The 25422-nt window shown below is 71.9% G+C and carries 25 protein-coding genes and 1 riboswitch; of the genes, 12 read left to right on the plus strand and 13 right to left on the minus strand.

Annotation, left to right across the window (positions count from 1 at the left end; all coding sequences use genetic code 11):
- The first annotated feature begins 47 nt into the window (after positions 1–47).
- The 4 genes from OG753_RS13685 to OG753_RS13700 all read left to right on the plus strand — a co-directional run bounded on the left by OG753_RS13685 (position 48) and on the right by OG753_RS13700 (position 3667).
- Positions 48–806, plus strand: a complete 759-nt coding sequence (locus tag OG753_RS13685; RefSeq protein WP_189736241.1) for a methyltransferase — start codon at positions 48–50, stop codon at positions 804–806.
- A gap of 294 nt (positions 807–1100) precedes the next feature.
- The gene (locus tag OG753_RS13690; RefSeq protein WP_189963543.1) at positions 1101–1502 is read left to right on the plus strand and encodes a DUF3040 domain-containing protein; all 402 of its coding nucleotides are present in this window, start codon (positions 1101–1103) and stop codon (positions 1500–1502) included.
- Positions 1503–1584: 82 nt separating this feature from the next.
- A complete protein-coding gene (locus OG753_RS13695) occupies positions 1585–2211 on the plus strand; it encodes a DUF4126 domain-containing protein (protein WP_383200914.1) in 627 nt (208 codons plus the stop codon).
- 37 nt (positions 2212–2248) lie between these two features.
- The gene (locus OG753_RS13700; RefSeq protein ID WP_405788593.1) at positions 2249–3667 is read left to right on the plus strand and encodes a phytoene desaturase family protein; all 1419 of its coding nucleotides are present in this window, start codon (positions 2249–2251) and stop codon (positions 3665–3667) included.
- Between the two features lie 16 nt (positions 3668–3683).
- Here the strand turns inward: OG753_RS13700 and OG753_RS13705 are convergent, their stop codons facing one another.
- From OG753_RS13705 to OG753_RS13725, 5 genes are all read right to left on the minus strand, one after another.
- Positions 3684–4544 (minus strand): hypothetical protein, encoded by an 861-nt coding sequence (locus OG753_RS13705; protein WP_405788595.1) that lies wholly within the window; start codon positions 4542–4544, stop codon positions 3684–3686.
- 51 nt (positions 4545–4595) lie between these two features.
- Positions 4596–5510, minus strand: a complete 915-nt coding sequence (gene metF / locus OG753_RS13710; protein ID WP_327262075.1) for a methylenetetrahydrofolate reductase [NAD(P)H] — start codon at positions 5508–5510, stop codon at positions 4596–4598.
- Between the two features lie 121 nt (positions 5511–5631).
- The gene (gene thiE / locus OG753_RS13715) at positions 5632–6267 is read right to left on the minus strand and encodes a thiamine phosphate synthase (protein WP_401281262.1); all 636 of its coding nucleotides are present in this window, start codon (positions 6265–6267) and stop codon (positions 5632–5634) included.
- An 85-nt stretch (positions 6268–6352) separates the two neighbouring features.
- The gene (locus OG753_RS13720) at positions 6353–6718 is read right to left on the minus strand and encodes an Rv2175c family DNA-binding protein (protein ID WP_030724382.1); all 366 of its coding nucleotides are present in this window, start codon (positions 6716–6718) and stop codon (positions 6353–6355) included.
- Positions 6719–6809: 91 nt separating this feature from the next.
- Positions 6810–8030 (minus strand): NAD(P)/FAD-dependent oxidoreductase, encoded by a 1221-nt coding sequence (locus tag OG753_RS13725; RefSeq protein ID WP_405788596.1) that lies wholly within the window; start codon positions 8028–8030, stop codon positions 6810–6812.
- Positions 8031–8111: 81 nt separating this feature from the next.
- A riboswitch (TPP riboswitch) is annotated at positions 8112–8223 on the plus strand.
- On the opposite strand from OG753_RS13725, the gene thiO reads away from it, so the two are divergent.
- The 6 genes from thiO (at position 8221) to OG753_RS13755 (ending at position 15203) form a co-directional block, all read left to right on the plus strand.
- Positions 8221–9408, plus strand: a complete 1188-nt coding sequence (gene thiO, locus OG753_RS13730) for a glycine oxidase ThiO (RefSeq protein WP_405788597.1) — start codon at positions 8221–8223, stop codon at positions 9406–9408. It overlaps the preceding riboswitch by 3 nt.
- Positions 9405–9605 (plus strand): sulfur carrier protein ThiS, encoded by a 201-nt coding sequence (thiS, locus tag OG753_RS13735; protein ID WP_327262079.1) that lies wholly within the window; start codon positions 9405–9407, stop codon positions 9603–9605. The genes thiO and thiS overlap by 4 nt, the downstream gene beginning before the upstream one ends.
- A gap of 5 nt (positions 9606–9610) precedes the next feature.
- Positions 9611–10405, plus strand: a complete 795-nt coding sequence (locus tag OG753_RS13740; protein WP_327262080.1) for a thiazole synthase — start codon at positions 9611–9613, stop codon at positions 10403–10405.
- A gap of 1369 nt (positions 10406–11774) precedes the next feature.
- Entirely contained in the window at positions 11775–13694 is a 1920-nt protein-coding gene (gene pknB / locus OG753_RS13745) for a Stk1 family PASTA domain-containing Ser/Thr kinase (RefSeq protein WP_327262081.1), read from the plus strand.
- A gap of 9 nt (positions 13695–13703) precedes the next feature.
- Positions 13704–14561 (plus strand): deoxyribonuclease IV, encoded by an 858-nt coding sequence (locus tag OG753_RS13750; RefSeq protein WP_405792660.1) that lies wholly within the window; start codon positions 13704–13706, stop codon positions 14559–14561.
- A 90-nt stretch (positions 14562–14651) separates the two neighbouring features.
- Positions 14652–15203 carry a DUF4396 domain-containing protein gene (locus OG753_RS13755; RefSeq protein WP_405788598.1) on the plus strand — a complete coding sequence of 184 codons (552 nt, stop codon included), beginning with the start codon at positions 14652–14654 and terminating at the stop codon, positions 15201–15203.
- A gap of 58 nt (positions 15204–15261) precedes the next feature.
- Here the strand turns inward: OG753_RS13755 and OG753_RS13760 are convergent, their stop codons facing one another.
- Entirely contained in the window at positions 15262–15894 is a 633-nt protein-coding gene (locus OG753_RS13760; protein ID WP_327262083.1) for a sulfite oxidase-like oxidoreductase, read from the minus strand.
- Between the two features lie 200 nt (positions 15895–16094).
- Here OG753_RS13760 and bfr point away from each other — a divergent pair, with 200 nt between their 5' ends.
- On the plus strand, positions 16095–16571 hold the full coding sequence (gene bfr, locus OG753_RS13765; protein WP_327262084.1) for a bacterioferritin: 477 nt from the start codon (positions 16095–16097) through the stop codon (positions 16569–16571).
- 29 nt (positions 16572–16600) lie between these two features.
- Here bfr and OG753_RS13770 read toward each other — a convergent pair whose 3' ends face one another.
- Positions 16601–16867, minus strand: coding sequence for a bacterioferritin-associated ferredoxin (locus tag OG753_RS13770; protein ID WP_405788600.1), 267 nt, complete (start codon positions 16865–16867; stop codon positions 16601–16603).
- A 165-nt stretch (positions 16868–17032) separates the two neighbouring features.
- A complete protein-coding gene (locus tag OG753_RS13775) occupies positions 17033–18388 on the minus strand; it encodes a class II 3-deoxy-7-phosphoheptulonate synthase (RefSeq protein ID WP_327262086.1) in 1356 nt (451 codons plus the stop codon).
- Positions 18389–18728: 340 nt separating this feature from the next.
- Between OG753_RS13775 and OG753_RS13780 the strand changes: the two genes are divergently transcribed.
- Positions 18729–20627, plus strand: a complete 1899-nt coding sequence (locus tag OG753_RS13780) for an anthranilate synthase family protein (protein WP_327262087.1) — start codon at positions 18729–18731, stop codon at positions 20625–20627.
- Between the two features lie 41 nt (positions 20628–20668).
- Here the strand turns inward: OG753_RS13780 and OG753_RS13785 are convergent, their stop codons facing one another.
- From OG753_RS13785 to macS, 5 genes are all read right to left on the minus strand, one after another.
- Positions 20669–20962 carry a hypothetical protein gene (locus tag OG753_RS13785; RefSeq protein WP_327262088.1) on the minus strand — a complete coding sequence of 98 codons (294 nt, stop codon included), beginning with the start codon at positions 20960–20962 and terminating at the stop codon, positions 20669–20671.
- A gap of 80 nt (positions 20963–21042) precedes the next feature.
- Positions 21043–22038, minus strand: coding sequence for a 2-hydroxyacid dehydrogenase (locus tag OG753_RS13790; RefSeq protein WP_327262089.1), 996 nt, complete (start codon positions 22036–22038; stop codon positions 21043–21045).
- 66 nt (positions 22039–22104) lie between these two features.
- Complete coding sequence (locus OG753_RS13795; RefSeq protein ID WP_405792662.1) at positions 22105–23133, minus strand: 6-phosphofructokinase; 1029 nt, start codon at positions 23131–23133, stop codon at positions 22105–22107.
- Positions 23134–23470: 337 nt separating this feature from the next.
- A complete protein-coding gene (locus tag OG753_RS13800) occupies positions 23471–24178 on the minus strand; it encodes a response regulator transcription factor (RefSeq protein WP_030010354.1) in 708 nt (235 codons plus the stop codon).
- Positions 24175–25392 (minus strand): MacS family sensor histidine kinase, encoded by a 1218-nt coding sequence (gene macS / locus OG753_RS13805; RefSeq protein WP_405788601.1) that lies wholly within the window; start codon positions 25390–25392, stop codon positions 24175–24177. The genes OG753_RS13800 and macS overlap by 4 nt, the downstream gene beginning before the upstream one ends.
- Between the last annotated feature and the right edge of the window lie 30 nt (positions 25393–25422).

Raw genomic sequence — 25422 nt, forward strand, 5'->3', positions numbered from 1 at the left:
GGTGGGCGCAGACCGCTCACCTTTACCGCGCCGAGGAGCCATCAGCCGTGTCGGACACTTCCCGCCCCCGTGCCTCCCTCCGCACCGCCGTGGTGTGGGAGGTCCTCAAGGAGGCACTCGACCGCCGGGTGAAGGCGACCGGGCGGGATGTGCTGGACGTGCTCGACACCGGCGGCGGCACCGGTAAGTTCGCCGTCCCGGTGGCCCGTCTGGGCCACCGGGTCACCGTCGTCGACCCCAGCCCGAACGCCCTGTTCGGGCTGGAGCGCCGGGTGGCCGAGGCCGGTGTCGCCGATCTGGTGCGCGGCGTCCAGGGCGACGCCCAGGGCCTGTTGGACGTCGTCGAGCAGGACGCGTACGACGTGGTGCTCTGCCACGGCGTGCTGGAGTACGTGGACGACCCGGCCGAGGGCGTGGCCAACACGGTGGCCGCGCTGCGCGCCGGCGGCACGCTCAGCCTGCTGGCCGCCGGCCTCGGCGGGGCCGTGCTCGCCCGCGCGCTCGCGGGGCACTTCACCGAGGCCCGGACCGCCCTCACCGACCCGGCCGGCCGCTGGGGCTCCGGCGACCCGGTACCGCGCCGCTTCACCGCCGAGCAGCTCTCCGAGCTGGTCGGCGGCGCCGGCCTCGCGGTGGGCGCGGTGCACGGCGTGCGGATCTTCGCCGACCTCGTGCCCGGGGTCCTGGTGGACACCGAGCCCGGCGCGGTGGAGGCGCTGCTGCGTCTGGAGGAGGCCGCGGCCGAGCTGCCCGCCTTCCACGCGGTAGCCACTCAGCTGCACGTCCTGGGCGAGAAGCAGGCCTGAACTGCGACCTTCCGCGCCCGGAGTCGGCCACAGGCCCTCCGTTCCGACGGTCGGCCACGTATGATCAGGTGCAGTGACCGGCATGGCGGGTGGACCATTGGGGAATAAGGGCCTCAGTGACCGCCCCCTCGGCGGTACGGTTTTCGCGCAGCGCTTTCACCGGCTGCGTCTTTTCTGCGCCGTGTGTTTTTGGAACGTGGCGCAGAGGGCGGGTGTCACGGGGGCGATTCCCCGCCTATCCTGAAGGGGACCCCTGGTCGCTACCCCCGCGACCGACGGATGAGGAGGACTCCCGTGCCGCTCTCGGAGCACGAGCAGCGAATGCTCGAGCAGATGGAGCGAGCGCTGTACGCCGAAGATCCCAAGTTCGCGACAGCGCTTGAGGGAAGCGGACTGCGTACGTACACCCGGCGACGGGTCTACCAGGCAGTCGCAGGCATTGTGGTGGGTATCGCGCTCCTCATGACCGGTGTGATCATTCCGAACGTGCTCTGGATCAGCGTGGTGGGGTTCCTCGTCATGCTGGGATGTACGGTCCTGGTGGTCACCGGTTGGCGCAAGGCACCCAAGCCTGGCGAGCAGCCCGTCTCCGGTAGTACTGGCGGTTCGGCCCACGGCCGCAGCCGGCAGCGTCGGTCGATGATGACCCGTATCGAGGAACGGTGGCAGCGCCGCCGTGACGAGCAGGGGCACTAGCCCCGGACGACGTGGGTGAGGGGATGACCGCCGTGCGGCCGTCCCCTCACTTTTCTGCGTTCCCGTACGGCATGATGATCCGATGAGTGTGCTCCCCCTGGTCTTCACCAGCGGCTGGGCCAGTGGGATCAACGCTTACGCCGTGGTCCTCCTGCTCGGCATCTTCGGCCGTACCGGCCTGACCGAAGAGGTCCCCGCGTCGCTGCAACGCACGGACGTGCTGGCCGTCGCGGCCGTGCTGTTCCTGTGCGAGGCGATCGCCGACAAGGTCCCGTACATGGACTCGATATGGGACACCGTCCACACGGTGATCCGCCCGGTGGCCGGTGCCGTGATCGGTGCGCTGCTGGCCGGGCAGAGTGGCTCGCTCTCCGACATCACCGCCGCCGCGGTCGGCGGCTCCACGGCTCTGGCCAGCCATTTCGTCAAGGCCGGCACCCGAATGGCGATCAATACGTCGCCCGAGCCGTTCACGAACGTGGGGATGAGCATCGCCGAGGACCTCGGCGTGGCCGGTCTCGTCACCTTCGCGATGTTCAACCCGGAGGCCGCGGCGATCATCGCGGCCGTGCTGCTGGCCGTCGGACTCGCGATACTGATCTTCCTCTGGAGCCGGATCCGCCGCTTCCTCCGCCGCCGCGCCCAGCGCCGCGAGGAGAAGCGGCTGGCCGCCGAGGCGCGCGAGACCACCGGGGCCCCACCCCACTGACCACAGGGCCACCACCTGGGTCGATAGGCTCGGCCGCATGGCACGAATTGCGGTGATCGGCGCCGGCATGGGCGCGATGGCGACGGCGGCCCGGCTGGCCGTGGCGGGGCACCTGGTGACGGTGTACGAACGCGGGACGACCTACGGCGGAGCCGTGGGCCGGTACGAGCGCGACGGCTTCGCCTTCGACACCGGCCCCGGACTGCTGCACCTGCCGGCCGTCTACCGCGACCTGTTCGTGAAGACCGGCAAGCGGCCGCTGGAGACGTGCGTCGACATGGTCCAGGTGGACCCGGCCGTCCGGCACGTGCTCCCCCACCACGGAATCGACGTCACCCTCCCCGGGGCCTCGCACGGCGGTGTCGCCGCCGCCCTGGAATCCGCCTTCGGCCCGGGCGCGGGCGAGCGCTGGAACGCCGTCCTGGGACGCGCCCGCGACGCCTGGGACGCCACCCGGCGCCCGCTCCTGGAGGAACCGCTGCGGCCCGGCGCCCGGCAGACCCTCGGCGGCGACCCGTATCCGGCCCTGCGCAGGAGCGGCCTGCTGCGCCGCCGCCCGCCCACCCTCGCCGAGATGGCCGACCGGGAGCTGGGCGGCACCCTCGCCGACGTGCTGACCGGCGTGGTGCGCGGGTACGGGATCGACCCCGCCACCGCACCCGCCTCGGCGGCCGTGCTCCCGTACATGGAGCAGACCTTCGGCAGCTGGTACGTGCGCGGCGGGATGCGGGCCCTGGCCACCGCCGTGTACGAGCGCTGCCTGGAGCGCAAGGTCGCCTTCGTCTTCGGGGCGGAGGTCCGGGAGGTCCTGGTGCAGGGCGGCCGGGCGGCCGGTGTGCTGCTGGCCGACGGCAGCGAGGCGGCCGCCGACTCCGTCGTGTGCGCGATCGACCCGCGGCAGCTGCCGGCCGGTTCGCTGCCGTGGCCGCCGGAGGCGGTTCCCGCCCGCGGGGACGGCGTACCCTCCCGGCTCACGCTCCTGCTGGCGCTGCGCGGCGCACGCCCCGCCGCGGCGGTGCACCGGACCCTGGTCCACTCCCCGGGGGCGCAGGTCACCGTCCTGCGCCCGGACGATCCGGCCACCCGGCCCGACGGGGAGCACGAGGCGGTCACCGTGAGCGCCGTGCACGGGCCCGGGACCTCGGAGCCCGCGGAGCTGCTGAACCTCGCGGAGAAGGCCGTACAGGGCCTGCGGGAGCGGTTGTTGTGGCACGAGGTGCGCACCCCGGCCGACATCGGGGCGGCGACGGGTGCGCTCGGCGGCGCGGTGCCCCCGCCCGCCCTCGCGGGGGCCGGGGGCCGGCTGCTCCATCCGGCCAACTCCACGGCCGTGCCCGGGCTGTACCTGGCGGGCGGCTGGGCCCACCCCGGCGGCGGGCTGCCGCACGCCGGGATGACCGGGGCCCTGGTGGCCGGACTGATCGTGGAGGGCGCGGACTTCCGCGGCTCCCAGTGACCGGCGGCGGAGGCCGTCAGTAGCGGTACTGCTCGTACCCGCCCTGCTGGGGGTACGGGTACTGCTGCGGCTGCTCGCCCTGGTCCTCCATCGGGTAGGCCTGGCCGGCCCCGTCGGTGGACCGCTGCTGCGGGACCCAGACCCCGCCGGGCGGGGTGTCCGTGGAGTACTGCTGCTGCCCGTAGTCGGCGTACGGGGTGTAGTCGTACTGCTGGGGCGGGGCGACGCCACCGCCGGTGCCGATGTACGGGTCCGAGTAGGCGGCGTAGACCTGCTGCTGGTCGCCCGTCCCGTAGCCGCCCGAGTAGTCGTAGCCGCCCTGGTTCGACTGGTCGTAGTACGCCGCGTACTGGTGGGCGTCCTGCTCGGCGGTGGTGAACGGCGAGGCGAAGGCCGCCGTCCGGTCGGCCTCGGGGGCCGACGCGAAACTCTGTATCCCGTAGGACCCGATGTCCTCCGGCACCGGCTCCGGGCTGTAGACCTCTTCGGCCCGGTCCCGGAGCGGGCGCTCCTGCGCGGCCCCGTCACCGTCCTCGTACTCCAGCGCGGTGACCTGGAGCGCCGGCTCCTGCTTCGGCGCGCCACCGGCCCGGCGGCGTCCCGTCTGCCGTACGGGCTCCCCGCCACGGCGCAGCGCCCAGCCGGCGACGAAGCCCTTGCGGAAGGAGAGCGTCACCAGGGTCTGGCCCACGGCGAACGCCAGCGCGCCGGCACCGATGACCGGCACCGACGGCAGGATCACCCCGGCGACCACGCCGAGGAAGCCGGCGAAGGCGAGCAGGCGCCAGCGGAGCCGGGCCTTGTACTGCATCAGGACCTCGGCAAGCAGCCACAGCGCGACGAAACCGAACGCGATGTAGAGGACCGTCATTCCCATGCATGGGCCCCTCTCGGTACGGCCGCCGGCGCGGGAACGGGGGACGGCCGATCAGGCCCGCTGGTGCAGGCCCAGGTTCTCGTAGATTTCGAGAGTCGCCGTGGAATTGTTGAGCGTGATGAAGTGCAGACCCGGGACACCCTCGGACAGCAGTCGCGCGCAGAACTCCGTGGCGAACTCGATGCCAATGGAGCGTACAGCGGCCGGGTCGTCCTTGACGGCGAGCATGCGCTCTTTCACGTCCGCGGGGAAGACCGCGGTGCTGAGCTGGGGCAGTCGGTCGAGCTGCTTGATACCCACAACAGGCATGACCTCGGGGATGATCGGGGTCTCGCAGCCCGCCTTCTCGACGCTGTCGCGCAGCCGCAGATAATTCTCGGGATCGAAGAACATCTGGGTGATCGCATAGTCCGCGCCCGCACGGCACTTGTCCACGAAGTGCCGGATGTCCGTATCCCAGTCGCTCGATCGCGGGTGCATCTCGGGGAAGGCCGCGACGCCGACGCAGAAGTCTCCGGACTCCTTGAGCAGCCGCACCAGATCGGCCGCGTAGTGCACGCCCTCGGGGTGCGCCACCCAGTCGGCCATCGGGTCGCCCGGCGGGTCGCCGCGCAGGGCGAGCATGTTGCGGATCCCGGCGTCGGCGAACTGGCCGATGACGTGGCGCAGCTCGGCGATGGAGTGGTCCACGGCGGTGAGGTGCGCGACCGGGGTCAGCGTGGTGTCCGCCGCGATCTCCTGGGTGGCCTTGACGGTGCCGCCGCGGGTGGAGCCTCCGGCTCCGTAGGTCACGGAGACGAAGCTCGGGGATACCGCCTCGACCCGGCGCAGGGCGTTCCAGAGGTTGCGTTCGCCCTTCTCGGTCTTCGGAGCCCAGAACTCGAACGAGTAGGAGCGCCCGGACGCGAGGAGGTCGCGGACCGTGTGTGCACGATCCGACCAGGTGGAAGCGGTACCAGAAGCCATGGGGGCAGGTTAGACGCGGCCCGGCGGACACCGAAGCCCTGTCCATGCTTTGGACACGTTTTTGGACACCCGGGGGCCAGCTCTGGCCGAAAAGCAGCCCGCGAGGGGCGGTGGGCCGGGCTCAGGCGAGCCGGTCGCGGACCCGCTTGGCGAGCTCGGCGGCGGCCGCGCCGGGGTCGGTGGCCTCGGTGAGTGCGCGGACGACCACGATGCGGGTGGCGCCGGCGTCCAGCACCTCGTCCAGGTTCGAGCCGTCGATGCCGCCGATGGCGAACCAGGGGCGGTCCTGCTCCAGGGAGGCCGCGTACCGGACCAGGTCGAGGCCGGGGGCGTGGCGGCCGGGCTTGGTGGGGGTGGGCCAGCAGGGGCCGGTGCAGAAGTAGTCCACGCCGGCTTCGGCGACGGCCGCGTCGACCTCGTCCTCGGCGTGGCAGGACCGGCCGATCAGCACCCGGTCGCCGAGGACGGCGCGGGCGGCGGGGACGGGGATGTCGCCCTGGCCGAGGTGCAGGACGTCGGAGCCGATGGCGTGGGCGACGTCGGCCCGGTCGTTCACGGCGAGGAGCCTGCCGTGGCGGCGGGCGGCCTCGGCGAAGACCTGGAGGTGTTCGAGCTCCTCGCCCGCCTCCATGCCCTTGTCGCGGAGCTGGACGATGTCCACGCCCGAGGACAGGACGGCGTCGAGGAACTCGGGAAGGTCACCCTGGCGCTTGCGGGCGTCCGTGCAGAGGTAGAGCCGGGCGTCGGACAGCTGCATGGGTGTACCCCCCGTGATGGAGGCGGTGTACGGGCCGGGCCGCGGCCGTGGGCCCGTACACCGCTGTGGAGCGAAGACGATCAGGTCAGAGGGCGAGCGCCTGAGCGCGGCGCTTCACCTCCGTGCCGCGATTCTCGCTCAGCGCCTGCACGGGGGTGCCGGGCAGGGTCGGATCCTCGGTGAAGAGCCACTCCAGGATCTCCTCCTCGGTGAAACGGTCGTCGCGCAGCACGGTCAGCAGACCGACGAGGCCCTTGACGACCTTGTCGCCGTCGATGAAGGGGGCCGGCACCTGCAGGGAGCGGTTCTCGCCCCGGCGGACGGCGATGAGCTGCCCTTCCTTGACCATCTGGCGGACCCGGGTCACCTCGATGTTCAGCATCTCCGCGATGTCGGGGAGGTACAGCCATGAGGGGACAAGGGCATCGATCTTTGCGTCAATCTCGGTCACAGGCACAAGCCTGCCATCTCGGCTCCGCCGCCGGTACCTGAGCGGCCCCGTCCGGGTCGCGGCCCGTGGCGGGGCGGAGCCCGGACGGCGGTCAGGCCACTGCGGACTTCAGCGGGACCGAGGGGTCGCCGGCCTTGGCCGGGTCGAGAGGGACGGCCGTCTCGATGAGCTTGCGGCCCTGCGCCAAGTCGCGGGGGCGTCCCACGGCCAGGACGGCGACCAGGACTCCGTCCCGGAGCCAGCACACCGACCAGGAGGGGCCGGCCGGGTCGCCACGCAGGAGCAGGGTGTCGGCCTCACCGTGGTGTCCGGCGTACTGCACGAAGCGCCCGAACTGCTCCGACCAGAAGTACGGCACCGGGTCGTAGACCTGGGCCTGCTCCCCGGCCAGGATGTTCGCCGCGACCGTCCGCGGCCCCTGGAGCGCGTTGTCCCAGTGGTGCACGAGCAGCCGCTTCCCGTACCGCCCGGACGGGAAGGAGGCGCAGTCGCCGACCGCGTACACCCCGGGCAGGGAGGTACGCAGGTACGCGTCCGTGGTGATCGAGCCGTCGGGTCCGCGCTCCACCGCGGTCCCGGCGAGCCAGCCGGTGGCGGGACGCGCGCCGATGCCCACCACCACCGCGCCGGCGGGCAGGACGCGCCCGTCCGCCAGCAGGACCCGGCCCTCCTCGATCCCGGAGACCTTCGCCCCGGTGATCAGCTCGGCGCCGGCCTCCTCGTACCAGCGCGCCATCGGCCCGGCGACCTCGGCGGGCATCGCCCCCGCCAGCACCCGGTCCGCCGCCTCGACCACGGTGACCTCACAGCCGGCCTCGCGGGCGGCGGTGGCGAACTCGGCGCCGATCCAGCCGGCCCCGACGACCACGGTCCGGGGCGCCGTCGCCAGCACCGGGCGCAGCCGGGCCGCGTCGTCCAGCGTGCGCAGCAGGTGGACGCCCGGGACGCCCTCGGTCCCGGGCAGGGTCAGGGGCTGCGCGCCGGTCGCCAGGACAAGCACGCCGTACGGGACCGGTCCCGCCTCGGTGTCCAGCTCGTGGTCGGCGGCGCGCAGTCCGGTGACCTCGGTGCCGAGCCTGAGGTCGATGTCGAGCCCTTCGAAGTCCACGTCGAAGGCGGAGTCCTCGGCCTTGCCGAGGAGGACCGCCTTGGACAGCGGGGGCCGGTCGTAGGGCTGGTGGGGTTCGGCTCCCAGCAGGGTCACCGGGCCGGTGAAGCCCTGTTCGCGCAGGGCGACCGCGGTCTGCACCCCGGCCATTCCGGCGCCGACGATCACGACGCCGCGCTGATTCTGTTCCGTCTGCTCGCTCACCCGGCCACCCTAATCATCTGACGCTCCGTCAGGAATAGGTGCCGCCTTACCCGCCCTCCACGGCCGGGTTAGTCTGGCCACCGTACCTATCGCGGGAGTCCGGCGCACCGGGCTGAGAGGGAGGCTGGCCGGCCTCCGACCGTACGAACCTGATCCGGGTCATGCCGGCGAAGGGAGGGGCTGGACGCCCATGCACTCATCCCGAACATCCCGAACATCCCGAAACGGATCCGACGTCCTCGTCGTCGGGGGCGGAATCATCGGCCTGGTCACCGCCTGGCGGGCCGCCGCGCGCGGACTGCGCACCGTACTCGCCGACCCCGCGCCCGGCGGCGGCGCCGCCCAGGTCGCGGCCGGCATGCTCGCCCCCGTCACCGAACTGCACTACGGCGAGGAGGCCCTGCTCGGCCTCGGCCTCGCCTCCGCCGCACGCTATCCGCAGTTCGCCGCCGAGCTCGCGGAAGCGAGCGGCGGCATGGACATCGGCTACCGCGCCTGCGGCACCCTCGCCGTCGCCCTCGACGCCGACGACCGCCTCCACCTGCGCGAACTGCACGCACTGCAGCGCCGCTGCGGCCTGGAGTCCGAGTGGCTCACCGGCCGCGAATGCCGCCGCCTGGAGCCCATGCTCGCCCCGGGCGTACGCGGCGGCCTGCGCGTCGACGGCGACCACCAGGTCGACCCCCGCCGGCTCGCGGCCGCCCTGCTGGCCGCCTGCGAACGCTCCGGCGTGACCATCCACCGCGCGGCCGCGGAGCGGCTGCTCACCACCGGCGACCGAGCGACGGGCGCCCTCCTCGACGACGGCACCGAGCTGCTCGCCGACCAGGTGGTCCTGGCCGCGGGCTCGCTCACCGGTCGGCTGGCCGGAGTACCGCCGGAGGTCGTGGCCCCCGTACGGCCGGTCAAGGGCCAGGTCCTGCGGCTCACGGTGCCGGCCGCCTACGCGCCGTTCCTGTCCCGGACCGTACGGGCCGTCGTGCGCGGCAGCCACGTCTACCTCGTGCCGCGCGAGAACGGTGAACTCGTCGTCGGCGCCACCAGCGAGGAACTCGGCTGGGACACCACCGTCACCGCGGGCGGGGTCTACGAACTCCTGCGCGACGCCCACGAACTGGTCCCCGGCATCACCGAACTCCCGCTCACCGAGACCCGGGCGGGACTGCGCCCCGGATCCCCCGACAACGCCCCGCTGCTCGGCCCGACCGACCTGCCGGGCCTGCACCTGGCCACCGGGCACTACCGCAACGGGGTACTGCTGACCCCGCTCACCGGCGAGGTCCTCGCCGAGCTGCTGGCCACCGGCGAACTGCCGGAGATCGCGCGCCCCTTCACCCCCCGCCGGTTCTCCGCCGCACGTCAGGAGTCGTACGCATGACCATCTCCGTCAACGGCGAGCCGCGCGAGGTCGCGGCCGGAGCCACCCTCGACACGGTGGTCGCCGCCCTGACCACGGCCCCCTCCGGGGTCGCCGCCGCGCTCAACGAGACCGTGGTCCCGCGCGGTCAGTGGCCGGCCACCGTCGTGGGCGAGGGCGACCGGATCGAAATCCTGACCGCCGTACAGGGAGGCTGACCGGCATGGCGGACGACCTCTTCACCCTCGGCGGACGGACCTTCTCCTCCCGCCTGATCATGGGCACGGGCGGCGCCCCGAGCCTGGACGTCCTGGAACGCGCACTGGTCGCGTCCGGCACCGAGCTCACCACGGTCGCGATGCGGCGGCTGGACCCCACGGTCCAGGGCTCCGTCCTGTCCGTGCTGACCAAGCTGGGCATCTCGGTCCTCCCCAACACGGCGGGCTGCTTCACGGCGGGCGAGGCCGTCCTCACGGCCCGGCTGGCCCGGGAGGCGCTCGGCACGGACTGGATCAAGCTGGAGGTGGTCGCGGACGAACGGACCCTCCTGCCCGACGGCGTCGAACTGCTCGACGCCGCCGAGATCCTGGTGGACGAGGGCTTCACGGTCCTCCCGTACACCAACGACGACCCGGTGCTCGCCCGGAAGCTGGAGGACGTGGGCTGCGCGGCCATCATGCCGCTCGGGTCCCCCATCGGATCCGGCATGGGCATCCGCAACCCGCACAACTTCGAGCTGATCACGGAGCGCGCGTCGGTCCCGGTCATCCTGGACGCGGGCGCGGGCACGGCGTCCGACGCCGCGCTGGCGATGGAACTGGGCTGCGCGGCGGTGATGCTGGCCTCGGCGGTGACCCGCGCGCAGGAGCCGGTCCTCATGGCGTCGGCCATGCGGGACGCCGTCTCGGCGGGCCGCCTCGCCTTCCGTGCGGGCCGCATCCCCCAACGCCGCTTCGCGGAGGCCTCGTCCCCCACGGAGGGCCGCGCGACCCTGGACCCGGAGCGCCCGGCGTTCTGAGGGGGCGGGGCGAAGGGGAAGGGCGGGGCGGGAGAGCGGGGTCGGTCGGTGGGGCGGGCTTCGGGGGCGGCGGGAGCCGCTGGGGCGGTGGTCTGGGATGTGTATGGGGGTTTCCCGTCAGTCTCATCGTCTCTCCGGTTCGGGCCGGCCCCTCAAGGGCGCTCCTCCTTCGTCGTCGCGTCGCTACGCGATGTCGCTGCGCTCCACCCTTGACCGCCCGTCCCGCCCCGGACATACGAAGACTGCCGGGAAACCCCCAAAGGAACGGGCCGGGGGACAAGAGACAGGAACGGGACGGCCGGAGAAGCCCTGCCCGGTCGGGGGAAGGCACATCCCAGAGGCGGGGCCCATCCCGCACACCGGCCGGGACGGGGGTAGCGCAGCAAATCGCTACGCGCTCCTCATCCTTTAGCGTCTCCAGCCCGTCTTGGGCCGTACATAGGCCGCCCACGGACCTCGGTCCGTCTCACGAGATGCGTCCGACGACCGTCCGGGGCCGTTGAACGGGATTGACGGCTGATTCCCCGGCTATTTCGTCGTGGATCCGGGTCAGGGCAAAAGTGACATCGCGCACCCATCATCAAACAGGGGCAATTGGGGCAAACCACCAGCCTTTTGGGTCGCCGACGCACGCTGACCCGACTCCACCACGGAATGGCCGCTGTCAGGCGTCTTTCCACCCCGGACAGCCCTCGGACGCCCTCCATGAGGAGCATCGGTGCCTCTTGGGCGGCCTATGACCAGCTCCAGACGGTCGTCGGACGCATCTCGTGAGACGAACCGAGGGCGTGGGCCGCCTATGTCCAGCCCCGGACGGTCGTCGGACGCTGAGAGATGAGGAGCGCGTAGCGATGGGAGGCGCTACCCCCGACCCGGCCGGTAGCGCGCATGGGCCCCGCCTCGGGGAAGTGCCCCTTCCTCCGACCGGGCAGGGCATCTCCGACCGCCCCGTCCCTGTCTTGATGGCCCGGCCCGTTCCTTTGGGGGTTTCCCGGCAGTCTTCGTATGTCCGGGGCGGGACGGTCGGTCAAGGGTGGAGCGCAGCGACATCGCGAAGCGACGCGACCGTAGGGAGCGCCCTTGAGGGGCCGGCCCGACACGGAGAGACGATGGGACTGACGGGAAACCCCCATACGCATCTCCGATGCCGGTCGATGAGATCCCGCACACAGAAGCCGCCCCGCCCCTGTCCGGCCCCGCCCTCCGCCACCCCCGCCGCCGAAGCCGCCCCGCGTCCGTCCGGCCCCGGCCCACCAGGGCCCGCCTTCCAGAACCACCCCTCGCCCGGCACCCCGCCCCCACGTCACAGCTGCGCTGCAAGCCGCCCCGCCCAGGACGGCGCCTGCGGCGCGGCTCGTAGAATCGGCGGGTGGATACGACCCTGGATGACCCCCTCGTCGGGCGCGTGCTCGACGGCCGCTACCGCATCGACGCCCGCATCGCGGCCGGCGGCATGGCCACGGTCTACCGGGCCGTCGACACGCGCCTCGACCGGGTGCTCGCCCTGAAGGTGATGCACCCTGCCCTCGCCGCCGATGGCGCCTTCGTCGACCGGTTCATCCGGGAGGCGAAGTCCGTGGCCCGGCTCGCGCACCCCAATGTGGTCGCCGTCTTCGACCAGGGCACGGACGGGCCTTACGTCTACCTCGCCATGGAGTACGTCTCGGGCTGCACCCTGCGCGACGTGCTCCGCGAGCGCGGCGCGCTCCAGCCCCGCGCGGCCCTCGACATCCTCGAACCGGTCCTCGCCGCCCTCGGCGGCGCCCACCGGGCCGGCTTCGTCCACCGCGACATGAAGCCCGAGAACGTCCTGATCGGGGACGACGGCCGGGTGAAGGTCGCCGACTTCGGGCTGGTCCGGTCGGTCGACTCGGTCACCAACACCACGGGCTCCGTCCTCGGCACCGTCTCCTACCTGGCCCCCGAGCAGATCGAGAACGGCACCACCGACACCCGCGTGGACGTCTACGCCTGCGGTGTCGTGCTCTACGAGATGCTCACCGGCTCCAAGCCCCACCTCGGCGGCACCGCCGCGCAGGTGCTCTACCAGCACCTGAACGAGGACGTGCCGCCCCCGTCCGCGGTGGTCCCCGGGCTCCCGGTCGGGCTCGACGAGCTCGTCGCGCACGCCACGGCCCGCAATCCCGAGCTGCGCCCCTACGACGCGGCCGCCCTGCTGGGTCTGGCCCGTGAGGCCCGTGCGCTGCTCAGCGACGCCGAGCTGGACGCCGTACCGCCGCAGGCGCGCGCCGAGGAGCGGTCCTCCGCCGAGGACCGGACCGGTGTGATCCCGCGTCCGGTGGCCGCCGCGCAGCAGCCGGTGCAGCACACTTCCCGCCTGGAGATGCCGCCCGCCCCGCCCGCGCCCCCCGCCCACCGGTCGGCCGCCGCCGCGCGGCGGCCCCGCCGCGGGGTGCTGCTCGTCGTCGCGGGCGTGCTGCTCGCGCTCGGGCTCGGTGTGGGCGTCTGGTACATCAACTCCGGCCAGTTCACCAAGGTCCCGAACCTGCTCGGCAAGACCGAGGAGCAGGCCCGTTCGCAGCTGTCGGCGGCCGGGCTCGGTGTGAAGGGGGTGGACCGGAAGTTCAGCGAGTCATTCGACCGCGGGACGGTGATGAACACCGATCCCCCGGGCGGCCGGCGGATCCGCGGCAACGGCGCGGTGACCATCACCATCTCCCGCGGCCCCGAGGTCGTGGCCGTGCCCAACCTGAAGGGCCGGCCCCTGGAGGAGGCCAATGCCGAGCTGACCCGGTCCGGGCTGGCGCCCGGCATGGTCACGCAGGCCTTCAGCCAGGACATCGCCCAGGGTTCGGTGATCAGCACCAATCCGGCGGGCGGCGAGAAGCGGGCGCCCGACACGGCCGTCTCGCTCGTCGTCAGCAAGGGCCGCCCGGTGCCGGTGCCGAGCGTGACCGGGCTCCCCGTCGACCAGGCGAAGGCCGCCCTGGAGGCTCTGGGCCTCAAGGTCGCGACGGCCCCCGAGCAGGTCAACGCCCCCACCGCCGCCGGTACGGTCGCCAACCAGTCGGTCGGCGCCGGCACCCAGGCCGCGGCCGGGGACACGGTCACGCTGACCGTGTCCAAGGGCCCCCGCCAGCTTCCGGTCCCGAACGTGACCGGTCAGGACGTGGACGCGGCCCGCAAGGCGCTGGAGGCCGCCGGCTTCAAGGTGAAGGTCGACCGGCCGCTGATCTCCTTCAGCAACACGGTGGACACCCAGTCGGTGCCGGCCGGACAGAGCGCCCCCGAGGGCAGCACGATCACCATCAAGACCAAGGGGCTGTAACTCGTGGTGCTGCGCAATCCAGTGGGCGGGCACGTCCCCGTGGCCGGTGGGCTCGCCTCGGTCGGGCTGCCCTACGCCCGGGAGATGGGCGCGGAGGCCGTCCAGGTCTTCGTCGCCAATCCGCGCGGCTGGGCCACCCCGGTCGGCAGTCCCGCGCAGGACGAACGGTTCCGGGCGGAGTGCGCGGCCGAGTCGATCCCGGCGTACGTGCACGCCCCGTACCTGATCAACTTCGGCTCGCACACCGAGGCGACCGTGGAGAAGTCGGTGGAGTCCCTGCGCCACTCGCTGCGCCGCGGCCGTGAGATCGGTGCGCTCGGGGTGGTCGTGCACACCGGGTCGGCGACTGGGGGCCGGCCGCGGGAGGTGGCGTACGCGCAGATCAGGGAGCACCTGCTGCCGCTGCTGGACGAGCTGACGCACGACGACGACCCGTTCCTGCTGCTGGAGTCGACGGCCGGGCAGGGCTCCTCGCTGTGCTCGCTCGCCGAGGACTTCGGCCCGTACTTCGACGCGCTCGACCGCCATCCGAAGCTGGGCATCTGCCTGGACACCTGCCACATCTTCGCGGCGGGTCACGACCTGGCGGAGCCGGGCGGGACGAAGCTGATGCTGGACCTGCTGGTGGACACGGTGGGCGAGGGCCGGCTGAAGCTGGTCCACGCGAACGACTCCAAGGAGGGCGTCGGCGCCCACAAGGACCGGCACGCGAACATCGGCCAGGGGCACATCGGCAGGGACGCCTTCGCCGAGCTGATCACGCATCCCGCGATGGACGGCGTACCGCTGATCATCGAGACGCCGGGGGGCAAGGAAGGGCATGCGGCGGACGTGGCGCTGCTGAAGGAGCTGCGCAGCTCGCAGTGATCCACTGACTCCTTGAGGAATACCCCAGGGGGGTATACGGTTCGGTCATAACGACGGACCGCTACCCGGCGTTCCCACGAGGGGGTTGTCATGGAGCAGAAGCACGAGGGCCACGAAGGTCACGAGGGCCACCAGCACCACGGGCACGAGCAGCACGGGCACGAGCAGCACCAGGGACACGGCCACGCACACGGCGCCGGCGGACCGGTCAGCTGGGGCATGGCCGCCCGGGCCACCCTCCACTGCCTCACCGGATGCGCCATCGGCGAGGTGCTCGGCATGGTCATCGGTACCGCGCTGGGCTGGGGGAACGTCCAGACGATGATCCTGGCGATCATCCTCGCGTTCTTCTTCGGCTACGCGCTCACCCTGCGGGGGGTCCTCGCCGCAGGTGTTGACCTGCGTACGGCCATCCGGGTGGCCCTGGCCGCCGACACCCTCTCGATCGCCGTCATGGAGCTGATCGACAACGGGGTGATCGCCCTGTGGCCCGGCGCGATGGACGCACACCTGTCGGATCCGCTGTTCTGGATCGTCCTGGCGATCGCGCTCGCGGCCGCCTTCGTGATCACGACCCCGGTCAACAAGTGGATGATCGGCCGCGGCAAGGGGCACGCGGTCGTGCACCAGTACCACCACTGAGCGGCCACCACTGAGCGGCAACCACCGGGCGGCCGTCGGGTGAGCGCCGGGGCGCCCCCTACAGTTCGGGGCCCTCCCCGGGCTCCTCCTGGTACGAGTAGCGCTGCTCGCGCCACGGGTCGCCGATGTTGTGGTAGCCGCGCTCCTCCCAGAAGCCCCGGCGGTCGGCGGTCATGTACTCGATGCCGCGGACCCACTTGGGGCCCTTCCAGGCGTACAGGTGCGGAACCACCAGCCGCACCGGGAAACCGTGTTCGGCGGTGAGCAGTTCACCGCCCTCATGGGTGGCGAAAACGGTCCGCTCGGAGGCGAAGTCGGCCAGCCGGAGGTTGGAGCTGAAGCCGTACTCGGCCCACACCATCACGTGCGTGACCTGCGGTGCGGGCGGCGCCAGGGCGAGGACCTCACGGGCGAGCACACCGCCCCATTCGGCGCCCTGCATGCTGAACTTCGTGACGCAGTGCAGATCTGCCACGACGGAGTCGAACGGCAGGGCCGTGAACTCCTCGTGGTTCCAGCAGTGCTTGTCCCCGTCGGCCGTCGCGCCGAAGACGCGGAACTCCCAGCGGTCCGGCTTGAACTTGGGTACGGGCCCGTAATGGGTGACCGGCCAGCCCCTCTGCAACCGCTGCCCCGGTGGAAGCTCCAGCTGCTCTGCTCCCGGAGATTCCCGGCTTTCCGGCTGACCCATGAGTCCATGGTGACAGACTGGGCAGGGTGGTCATGACCAGGTCTGGGCCGATTCGGGCAAGTCACGGCAACTCCCACTAAGGAGGCACTTACTGGACGGCCCTCAGTGGCGGTGCAAGGATGCGCGCATATCCCCCAGTTACGGCTGGGAGGTGCCCCCAGCCCCGTCATTGATGACATTGCCTGGAAGGAGCCTCTGCGATGCAGGGCGACCCCGAGGTCCTTGAGTTTCTGAACGAGCAGCTGACCGGCGAGCTGACGGCCATCAACCAGTACTGGCTGCACTACCGCATCCAGGACAACAAGGGCTGGACCAAGCTCGCCAAGTACACGCGTGAAGAGTCCATCGATGAGATGAAGCACGCGGACAAGATCACCGAGCGCATCCTGATGCTCGACGGCCTTCCGAACTACCAGCGCCTCTTCCACGTGCGCGTCGGGCAGACGCTCACGGAGATGTTCCAGGCGGACCGCCAGGTCGAGGTCGAGGCCATCGACCGGCTCAAGCGGGGCATCGAGGTCATGCGCGGCAAGGGCGACATCACCTCGGCCCGGCTCTTCGAGGAGATCCTGGAGGACGAGGAGCACCACATCGACTACCTCGACACCCAGCTGGAGCTCATTGAGTCCATGGGCGAGCCGCTCTACATCTCGCAGCTGATCGAGCAGCCGAGCTGACCGCTCAGGGCTTCCGGGCCTCGGAACCTCTAGGCCGCTTCCGCCAGCTCCGCCGAACGGCTCGAACCCGGGTCCGCGGCGAGCACGGAGGCCGCCTCGCCCTTCTCCAGCAGCTCCCGGCGCGGGCACGCCCCACGGCCGAGGATGCCCTGGATGGTGCGTACGCAGGAACCGCAGTCGGTGCCGGCCTTCGTGGCCGAGGCGATCTGGCGCGGGGTGCAGGCCCCGGCAGCCGCGTGCTCCTTGACCTGCTTGTCGGTGATCCCGAAGCAAGAGCAGACGTACACGCGGTTCACCTCCCAGGGCGGAATGGTTCTGCGGTTCGGCGAGCCATCCCCATTTCGGTGAGGCTTACCTAACCGTACCCAAAGTTAGGGTGACCTAAAAGCCCTGGATACGACAGTGGGGCGCGGATCACATCGATCCGCGCCCCACTGTCGTACGAAGGTACTGACTGATCCCTACTGGTCGCGGTACATCTCGGCGACCAGGAACGCCAGGTCCAGGGACTGGCTGCGGTTGAGCCGCGGGTCGCAGGCCGTCTCGTAGCGCTGGTGCAGGTCGTCGACGAAGATCTCGTCGCCGCCGCCCACGCACTCGGTGACGTCGTCACCGGTGAGCTCGACGTGGATGCCGCCCGGGTGGGTGCCCAGCGCCTTGTGGACCTCGAAGAAGCCCTTGACCTCGTCGAGCACGTCGTCGAAACGGCGCGTCTTGTGGCCGGAGGCCGCCTCGAAGGTGTTGCCGTGCATCGGGTCGGTGACCCAGGCGACGGTCGCACCGGACGCGGTGACCTTCTCGACCAGCTCGGGGAGCTTGTCGCGGACCTTGTCGGCGCCCATGCGGACGACGAAGGTCAGCCGGCCCGGCTCGCGCTCGGGGTCCAGGCGGTCGATGTAGGTCAGCGCCTCGTCCACCGAGGTGGTGGGGCCGAGCTTGATGCCGATCGGGTTGGCGATCTGCGAGCAGAACTCGATGTGCGCGTGGTCCAGCTGACGGGTGCGCTCACCGACCCAGACCATGTGGCCGGAGGTGTCGTACAGCTTGCCGGTACGCGAGTCGGTGCGGGTCAGTGCGCCTTCGTAGTCGAGCAGCAGCGCCTCGTGGGAGGCGTAGAACTCGACGGCCTTGAACTCGGCCGGGTCGGTGCCGCACGCCTTCATGAAGTTCAGGGCGTTGTCGATCTCCCGGGCGAGCTGCTCGTAGCGCTGGCCGGAGGGGCTCGACTTCACGAAGTCCTGGTTCCAGGCGTGCACCTGGCGCAGGTCGGCGTAACCACCGGTGGTGAAGGCGCGCACCAGGTTGAGGGTCGAGGCGGACGCGTTGTACATCCGCTTCAGCCGCTCGGGGTCCGGGATCCGGGCCTCTTCGGTGAAGGCGAAGCCGTTGACGGAGTCGCCGCGGTAGGTCGGCAGGGTGACGCCGTCGCGGGTCTCGGTGTCCTTGGAGCGCGGCTTGGAGTACTGGCCCGCGATACGGCCGACCTTGACGACGGGCACGGAGGCGGCGTAGGTCAGGACGGCGCTCATCTGGAGCAGCGTCTTCAGCTTGGCGCGGATGTGGTCGGCGGAGACGCCGTCGAAGGCCTCGGCACAGTCGCCGCCCTGAAGGAGGAACGCCTCGCCCTTGGCGACGGCTCCCAGACGGGCGCGCAGCTGGTCGCATTCACCCGCGAAAACGAGCGGGGGATACGACTCGAGGTCCGCGACGACAGCGCGCAGGGCCTCGGCATCGGGGTACGAAGGCTGCTGCGCCGCGGGAAGGTCTCGCCAGGTCGCCTTGGCGGCGGGGGCTTGGGTTTCAGCGTTCACGGTCACCTCGTACACATTACGGCGTCACAGGCCGCGTTCGGCCCCCCGCCCACAACGTGAGACGAACCGGCTCAAAGGTTCCGGGCGCCCAGCGGAACGGAATCCATGGTTCAGCCCACGCCGTGAGACGGATCCTGCGCCGCGGGACCGCCCTGGGCTAAGGTGGCGGCCATGTACGCGCTCTCGCACCAGAACTGGTGGTGGCCCGCTCCCGGCGGTCCACTTCTCGCGCGTACCTGAAGACACGCACGACGCGAAGGCCGCCCCGAGGGGCGGCCTTCCGCGTTTCCGACTGCGATGTCGGATCCCGGGCGGCGGCTCCTCCCCCCGGAAGGACGCTCCGCCCATGGCAACCAGCCCGCTCAGCCCTCTGAGCCGACTGCTCGACCCCTCCTGCCCGCCGTTCGCCCTGCTGCGCCGGCGGACCCCCGGCCGCGACCACGACACCGTCGAGGTGCTGATCGGGCAGGTCGGCGAGGTCGAGCGGCTCGCCGACCTGCCCGTCGGCGAGCTGCCCACCCTCGCCCTCGTCCCCTTCCGGCAGATCCGCGAGCGCGGCTTCGACGTGCGCGACGACGGGACGCCGCTGAGCGTGCTGGCCGCCGAGGAGGCGTACGAGATCCCGCTCGCCGAGGCGCTGGCCGCGCTGCCGCGGCACCCCGTGCGGGTCGACGGCGGGGGCTTCGACGTCCCCGACGAGGAGTACGCGGCCACCGTCCGCCGGGTGATCGAGGACGAGATCGGCCGCGGCGAGGGCGCGAACTTCGTCATCCGGCGCACCTACGAGGGCCGCATCGACGGCTTCGGCCGGGCGGACGCACTCGCGCTGTTCCGGCGTCTGCTGGAGGGCGAGCGGGGGGCGTACTGGACGTACGTCGTGCACACCGGGGAGCGGACGCTGGTCGGGGCCAGCCCCGAGGTGCACGTACGGATGTCCGGCGGGACGGTCGTGATGAACCCGATCAGCGGCACGTACCGCTATCCCGCCGGGGGGCCGACGGCCGAGTCCCTCCTCGATTTCCTCGGCGACCGCAAGGAGACCGAGGAACTGTCGATGGTCGTCGACGAGGAACTGAAGATGATGTGCACGGTCGGCGACATGGGCGGGGTCGTCGTCGGACCGCGGCTGAAGGAGATGTCCCACCTCGCGCACACCGAGTACGAGCTGCGCGGCCGGTCCTCGCTGGACGTGCGGGAGGTGCTGCGCGAAACCATGTTCGCGGCGACGGTGACCGGGTCGCCGGTGCAGAACGCCTGCCGGGTGATCGAGCGGTACGAGACGGGCGGGCGCGGCTACTACGCGGGTGCGCTGGCCCTGCTGGGCCTGGACTCCGCCGGGGCGCAGACCCTCGACTCCCCCATCCTGATCCGTACCGCCGACATCGCGGCGGACGGCGCGCTGCGGGTGCCGGTGGGCGCCACGCTGGTGCGCCACTCCGACCCGGCGGGCGAGGTGGCGGAGACCCACGCGAAGGCGGCGGGGGTGCTGGCGGCGCTCGGGGCACGGCCGGCCGCGCCGCGCCCGGCGTTCGAGGGTGCCGCCCTGGCGGACGACCCCCGGGTCCGGGCGGCCCTGGCGGCGCGCCGCCAGGACCTGGCGCCGTTCTGGCTCCGGATGCAGGAGCGGCCGCCGTCGGTGACCGGGCGCGCGCTGGTGGTGGACGGTGAGGACACCTTCACGGCCATGCTGTCCCACGTCCTGCGGGTCGCCGGGCTGGAGGTGACCGTACGCCGCTACGACGATCCGGGGCTGCGGGCCGCGGCCCTGGCCTGGGAGGGCCCGGTCGTCCTGGGCCCCGGCCCGGGCAATCCGGCCGATGCGGCGGACCCCAGGATGCGGATGCTGCGCGCGCTGGCGGCCGACCTGCTGGCCGGGCACCGCCACGGTCTGGTCGGGGTCTGCCTGGGCCACGAGCTGCTGGCGGCCGAACTGGGCCTGCCGCTGATCCGCAAGGCGGAACCGGCGCAGGGGGCGCAGACCCGGATCGATCTGTTCGGGGCCGAGGAGGTGGCCGGCTTCTACAACACGTACACCGCGCACTGCGACGACGCCCGTGCCGCCCGGCTGGCCGCGGAGGGGGTGGAGGTCGCGCGGGACCCCGCCACGGGCGAGGTCCACGCGCTGCGCTCCCCGGTCCGGGGCTTCGCGGGGGTCCAGTTCCACCCCGAGTCGGTGCTCACCCTGCGGGGCGCGGACCTGCTGCGCGAGCTGCTGACCGGCATCCGGGCGGTGGCCCCGGCCTGAGGCGTGGCGTGCCGGGCGGGCGGGCCGGGCCCCTGGGGTGGTCAGCTCGTCCGGCGCTCGATGCCTTGGGACCCGCCGGAGCGGAGGTGGCGCGCCAGCTGCCAGGTCAGGACCGGCCCCAGCACGGCCAGCCCGCACAGGAGGGCGGTGACGTTGCCGGTCGCCATCGCCACCGACACCGCGGCGCCGACCAGGTGATCGGCGAAGGTCAGCCACGGGTCCACCCGCCGGCCCGGCTCGGCGCGGAGGGCGGGCCGCAGGGCCCGGACGGCGTAAACGAGCTGGATGGCGGCGAAGGCCGGCATGATCCAGCGGAACACGGTAGGGACGTCCACGTGGCCGAATCTAAGCCCCGCCCCGGCCCGCCGGTAATGACCGTATGCCGAAGTCCGGGTGAACTCGCGGATCCGGGAGCCTATGCGGACGGGACGAGGGTGTTCCCGGAGCGGCGGCCGGCGAGGTAGTCCGCCACGTTGGCGACGGTGGTGTCGATGATCTGGCCCACCGCGTCCGTCGTGTAGTAGGCCTGGTGGGAGGTCACGACGACGTTCGGGAAGGTGACCAGCCGGGCCAGGGTGTCGTCCCCGACCGCCTCCAGGGACTTGTCCTGGAAGAAGACGCCGGCCTCCGCCTCGTACACGTCCAGGCCGACGCCCGTGAAGCGGCCCTCCCGGAGCTCGTCGACCAGCGCCTCGGTGTCGATCAGCCCGCCGCGGCTGGTGTTCACCAGGATCGCGTCGTCCCGCATGCGCCGCAGCGCCGCCGCGTCGATGATGCGCCGGGTGGACTCGAGCAGCGGCACGTGCAGGCTGACCAGGTCGCTGGAGGCGAGCAGCTCGTCCATGTCCACGTACGTCATGCCGAGCTCCACGCAGGCCGGGTTCTGCACCGCGTCCCAGCCCAGCAGGCGCATGCCGAATCCGTGCGCGATCCGGGTGAACGCCTCCCCGATCTTGCCGGTGCCCAGTACGCCGGCCGTGCGGCCGTGGAAGTCCCGGCCCATCAGCCCGTTCAGCCGGAAGTCGAAGTCCCGGGTGCGGTTCGACGCCCGGACGATCCGCCGGTTCACTGTCATCGCGAGGGCCCAGGCGAACTCGGCGACCGAGTAGGGCGAGTAGTACGCGACCCGGCTGATCGTCATGCCGAGGCGCCGGGCCTCGTCCAGGTCGATGTTGTTGAAGCCGGTGGAGCGCTGGGCGATCAGTTTCGTGCCGCCCGCCGCCAGGACCCGCAGCACGCGGCCGTTCAGATCGGCGTTCACGCTGGAGGAGACGATCTCGTACCCGGCGGCGATCGGTGCGGTGTCCTCGCCCAGGAAGACGTCCAGGCAGCGGACCTCGTGCTGCCCCGCGAAGGCCCGCTCCAGGAGCGGCTTCTCGTCGGCGGTCACACCGAACGCAAGGATCTCCACGCTTGCTCCCGCACCTCGAACCATGGGCCGTTTGTCACCATACGGCCCATGGTGTCGGGTCGCCGCTCAGCCGAAGAAGACCCCGGCCTCCGTGTAGAGCGCGGGATCGACCGTCTTCAGCTTCGACGTGGCCTCCGCGATCGGCACCCGGACGATGTCCGTCCCCTTGAGCGCGACCATCTTCCCGAAGTCCCCGTCGCGCACCGCGTCGATCGCGTGCAGCCCGAACCGGGTCGCCAGCCACCGGTCGAAGGCGCTCGGCGTGCCGCCCCGCTGGATGTGGCCGAGGACCGTCGTGCGGGCCTCCTTGCCGGTCCGCGCCTCGATCTCCTTGGCCAGCCACTCGCCCACGCCGGAGAGCCGGACGTGACCGAAGGAGTCGAGGGTGCCGTCCTTCAGCACCATCTCCCCGTCCTTGGGCATCGCGCCCTCCGCGACCACCACGATCGGCGCGTAGCTCGCCCGGAACCGGGAGGTCACCCAGGCGCAGACCTCGTCCACGTCGAAGCGCTGCTCCGGGATGAGGATGACGTTGGCGCCGCCGGCGAGTCCCGAGTGCAGGGCGATCCAGCCGGCGTGCCGGCCCATGACCTCGACGACCAGGACCCGCATGTGGGACTCGGCGGTGGTGTGCAGCCGGTCGATGGCCTCGGTCGCGATGCCGACCGCCGTGTCGAAGCCGAAGGTGTAGTCGGTGGCGGACAGGTCGTTGTCGATGGTCTTCGGCACGCCGACGCAGGGGATGCCGTACTCCTCGAACAGCCGGGCCGCGACCCCGAGGGTGTCCTCGCCGCCGATCGCGATGAGCGCGTCCACCTCGTACTTCGCGAGGTTGTCCTTGATGTCCCGCACGCCGTTCTCCGTCTTGAACGGATTGGTGCGCGAGGAGCCGAGGATGGTGCCGCCGCGGGGCAGGATGCCGCGGACGGCGGGGATGTCGAGGGGGACGGTCCGTCCCTCGATCGCACCCCGCCAGCCGTCCTTGAACCCGACGAACCCGCAGCCGTACTCCTGCTCGCCCTTGCGGACGACCGCCCTGATCACCGCGTTGAGCCCGGGGCAGTCGCCGCCGCCGGTCAGCACTCCGACCTTCATGGAATCTCCAATCGCCATGACGGTCACGCTAGTGGTGACCCACGTCACATCAAGGGTGCTGGAGAGGGCAATTCCGGTGGAATCGTGAGGCGTTGCGTACGCCCGTTCACTCGTACGAGGACGTAAGTACGATCGTCGGGCGGTGCGGACCCCCGAACAGGGCTGCGCGTCGGCTAGGTCGTCTCTTTCGGATCTTGCCGGGCCCGCGTCGACCGGCACCGCACCTCGCCGCGTTGTCGGAGCACCGCAGTACATCCAGTACAACGGCGCTCCTCCGCCTTGCGATGCACGGCACCGGACGACGCGGGCCCGACCGACAAGATCCGAAAGAGACGACCTAGGCGTCGTCGAGGCCGCGCTCTATGGCGTACCGGACGAGCTCCACCCGGTTGTGCAACTGCAGCTTGCCCAGGGTGTTCTGGACATGGTTCTGCACGGTGCGGTGGGAGATGACGAGCCGCTCGGCGATCTGCTTGTACGACAGCCCCTTGGCCACCAGCCGCAGCACCTCGGTCTCGCGGTCGGTGAGTTGGGGCGCCTTCGGCTCGTCGGAGGTGGCCGGCAGGGGGTCGGTGGCCAGGCGCCGGTACTCGCCGAGCACCAGCCCGGCCAGGCCCGGGGTGAAGACCGGGTCGCCGGCCGCGGTGCGGCGCACGGCGTCGATCAGCTCCTGGGCTCCGGCGGACTTCAACAGGTAGCCGGTCGCACCGGACTTCACCGCTTCCAGGACGTCCGCGTGCTCACCGCTGGCCGACAGGACCAGGACCCGCAGGGCCGGGTTGGCGCCGACCAGCTCCTTGCAGACCTGCACGCCCGGCATCCCGGGGAGGTTGAGGTCGAGGACCAGCACGTCGGGCGTGACGGCGTGGGCCCGGCGGACCGCCTCGGGGCCGTCGCCGGCGGTGGCGACGACGTCGAAGCCGGCAGCGGCCAGGTCGCGGGCGACCGCGTCCCGCCACATCGGGTGGTCGTCGACGACCATCACCCTGATCTCGTGCAGCTCGTTCGGCCTGTTCGGGTCGTTCACGTCGGTGCGCTCGCTCATCTCTTGTCCGTCCTCCCCCTGGGTACCTTCAGTTCCACTTCGGTGCCCTGCCCGGGAACGGACACCAGATCGGCACTGCCGCCGAGATCGCGCAGCCGGCCGCGGATGGACAGGGCCACCCCCATCCGGCCCTCGCCCGCCGCCTGGTCGAGCCGGCCCGCGGGGATGCCGGGGCCGTCGTCGCGAACCGTCACGATCACTTCGTCGCCCCAGTCCTCGACCAGGATCCAGGCCCGTGCCCCGTCCCCGGCGTGCTTGCGCACGTTGTCCAGGGCGGCGCCGACCGCCGCGGCCAGTTCCTTCGCGGCGGGCGCGGGCAGCGGCACCGGGGTGCCCGGCTCGGCGAAGCTCACGCGGGACCCGGCGTGCGGGGCGAGGAGCGTGCGCAGATCCAGCTCGGCGTCGTCGCCGCCCGGCTCCTCCACCTCGTACGTGTCCACCAGCGCGCCCCGCGATTCGTCGCGGGAGACCCGGGAGGGCTGTGTCAGCCCGCTGGACACCAGCGTGCGCAGCGCCACCTCCTGCTCCCCCGCCATCCGGCCGAGCTCCTCGGCCTCGCCGCCCAGCTCGCTGCCGCGCCGCTGGACCATGGCGAGGACCTGGAGGACCCCGTCGTGGATGTCGCGGGCGAGGCGCTCGCGTTCGCGGGTGGCGGCCTCGATCTCCAGGGCGCGGGCGAGGGTGTTCTCACTGGCCCGGGCGACCTCGACCACGTAGCCGATGGCGACCGAGGCGACCCAGACGAGCAGGACGTTGTGCAGGGTGTCCCGGGTGGGCTGGCCGGTGTGGATGGCCAGGTTGGCGGCCGCGACGAAGGTGGAGGCGAAGCAGGCCCAGCGCCAGCCGCCCTTGATGGCGAAGGCGAGGACCGCCCCCGCCGTCCAGATGGTGGGGAGGGTGCTGCCGCCCTCGGTGATCCGCTCCTGGGTGTCGGCGACCGGCGTGAGCACGATGCCCACGATCGCGACGGTGAGGTCGGCGACGAGGAAGCCCTTGGTGCAGCTGGCGGCGTTCGCCACCTTGCGCGAGGTCGCGAAGGTCCAGATCGCCAGGAAGGCGAGGTAGCCGACCGCGACCCCGGGGTGGGGGAACTCCTTGTACGCGGCGGCGAACAGCAGCACCGCGTAGACCATGGTCAGCAGCCGGTACGCCGTCAGGGCACGCCAGAGCGGCTGCTCGACCGACATGCGTACGACGCGTTCGCGTTTCGCCATCTCCCCCACCCCTCGCGGGCCGTGCCGCCC

The sequence above is a fragment of the Streptomyces sp. NBC_00029 genome, assembly GCF_045160505.1.
Taxonomy (GTDB): Bacteria; Actinomycetota; Actinomycetes; order Streptomycetales; family Streptomycetaceae; genus Streptomyces.

Coding starts and splice junctions, on each gene's coding strand:
- OG753_RS13695 (WP_383200914.1), top strand. CDS start 1,585: ATGAGTGTGCTCCCCCTGGTCTTCACCAGCGGCTGGGCCAGTGGGATC.
- OG753_RS13700 (WP_405788593.1), top strand. CDS start 2,249: ATGGCACGAATTGCGGTGATCGGCGCCGGCATGGGCGCGATGGCGACG.
- OG753_RS13705 (WP_405788595.1), bottom strand. CDS start 4,544: ATGGGAATGACGGTCCTCTACATCGCGTTCGGTTTCGTCGCGCTGTGG.
- metF (WP_327262075.1), bottom strand. CDS start 5,510: ATGGCTTCTGGTACCGCTTCCACCTGGTCGGATCGTGCACACACGGTC.
- thiE (WP_401281262.1), bottom strand. CDS start 6,267: ATGCAGCTGTCCGACGCCCGGCTCTACCTCTGCACGGACGCCCGCAAG.
- thiO (WP_405788597.1), top strand. CDS start 8,221: ATGCACTCATCCCGAACATCCCGAACATCCCGAAACGGATCCGACGTC.
- thiS (WP_327262079.1), top strand. CDS start 9,405: ATGACCATCTCCGTCAACGGCGAGCCGCGCGAGGTCGCGGCCGGAGCC.
- OG753_RS13740 (WP_327262080.1), top strand. CDS start 9,611: ATGGCGGACGACCTCTTCACCCTCGGCGGACGGACCTTCTCCTCCCGC.
- OG753_RS13755 (WP_405788598.1), top strand. CDS start 14,652: ATGGAGCAGAAGCACGAGGGCCACGAAGGTCACGAGGGCCACCAGCAC.
- OG753_RS13760 (WP_327262083.1), bottom strand. CDS start 15,894: ATGGGTCAGCCGGAAAGCCGGGAATCTCCGGGAGCAGAGCAGCTGGAG.
- bfr (WP_327262084.1), top strand. CDS start 16,095: ATGCAGGGCGACCCCGAGGTCCTTGAGTTTCTGAACGAGCAGCTGACC.
- OG753_RS13780 (WP_327262087.1), top strand. CDS start 18,729: ATGGCAACCAGCCCGCTCAGCCCTCTGAGCCGACTGCTCGACCCCTCC.
- OG753_RS13795 (WP_405792662.1), bottom strand. CDS start 23,133: ATGAAGGTCGGAGTGCTGACCGGCGGCGGCGACTGCCCCGGGCTCAAC.
- OG753_RS13800 (WP_030010354.1), bottom strand. CDS start 24,178: ATGAGCGAGCGCACCGACGTGAACGACCCGAACAGGCCGAACGAGCTG.
- macS (WP_405788601.1), bottom strand. CDS start 25,392: ATGGCGAAACGCGAACGCGTCGTACGCATGTCGGTCGAGCAGCCGCTC.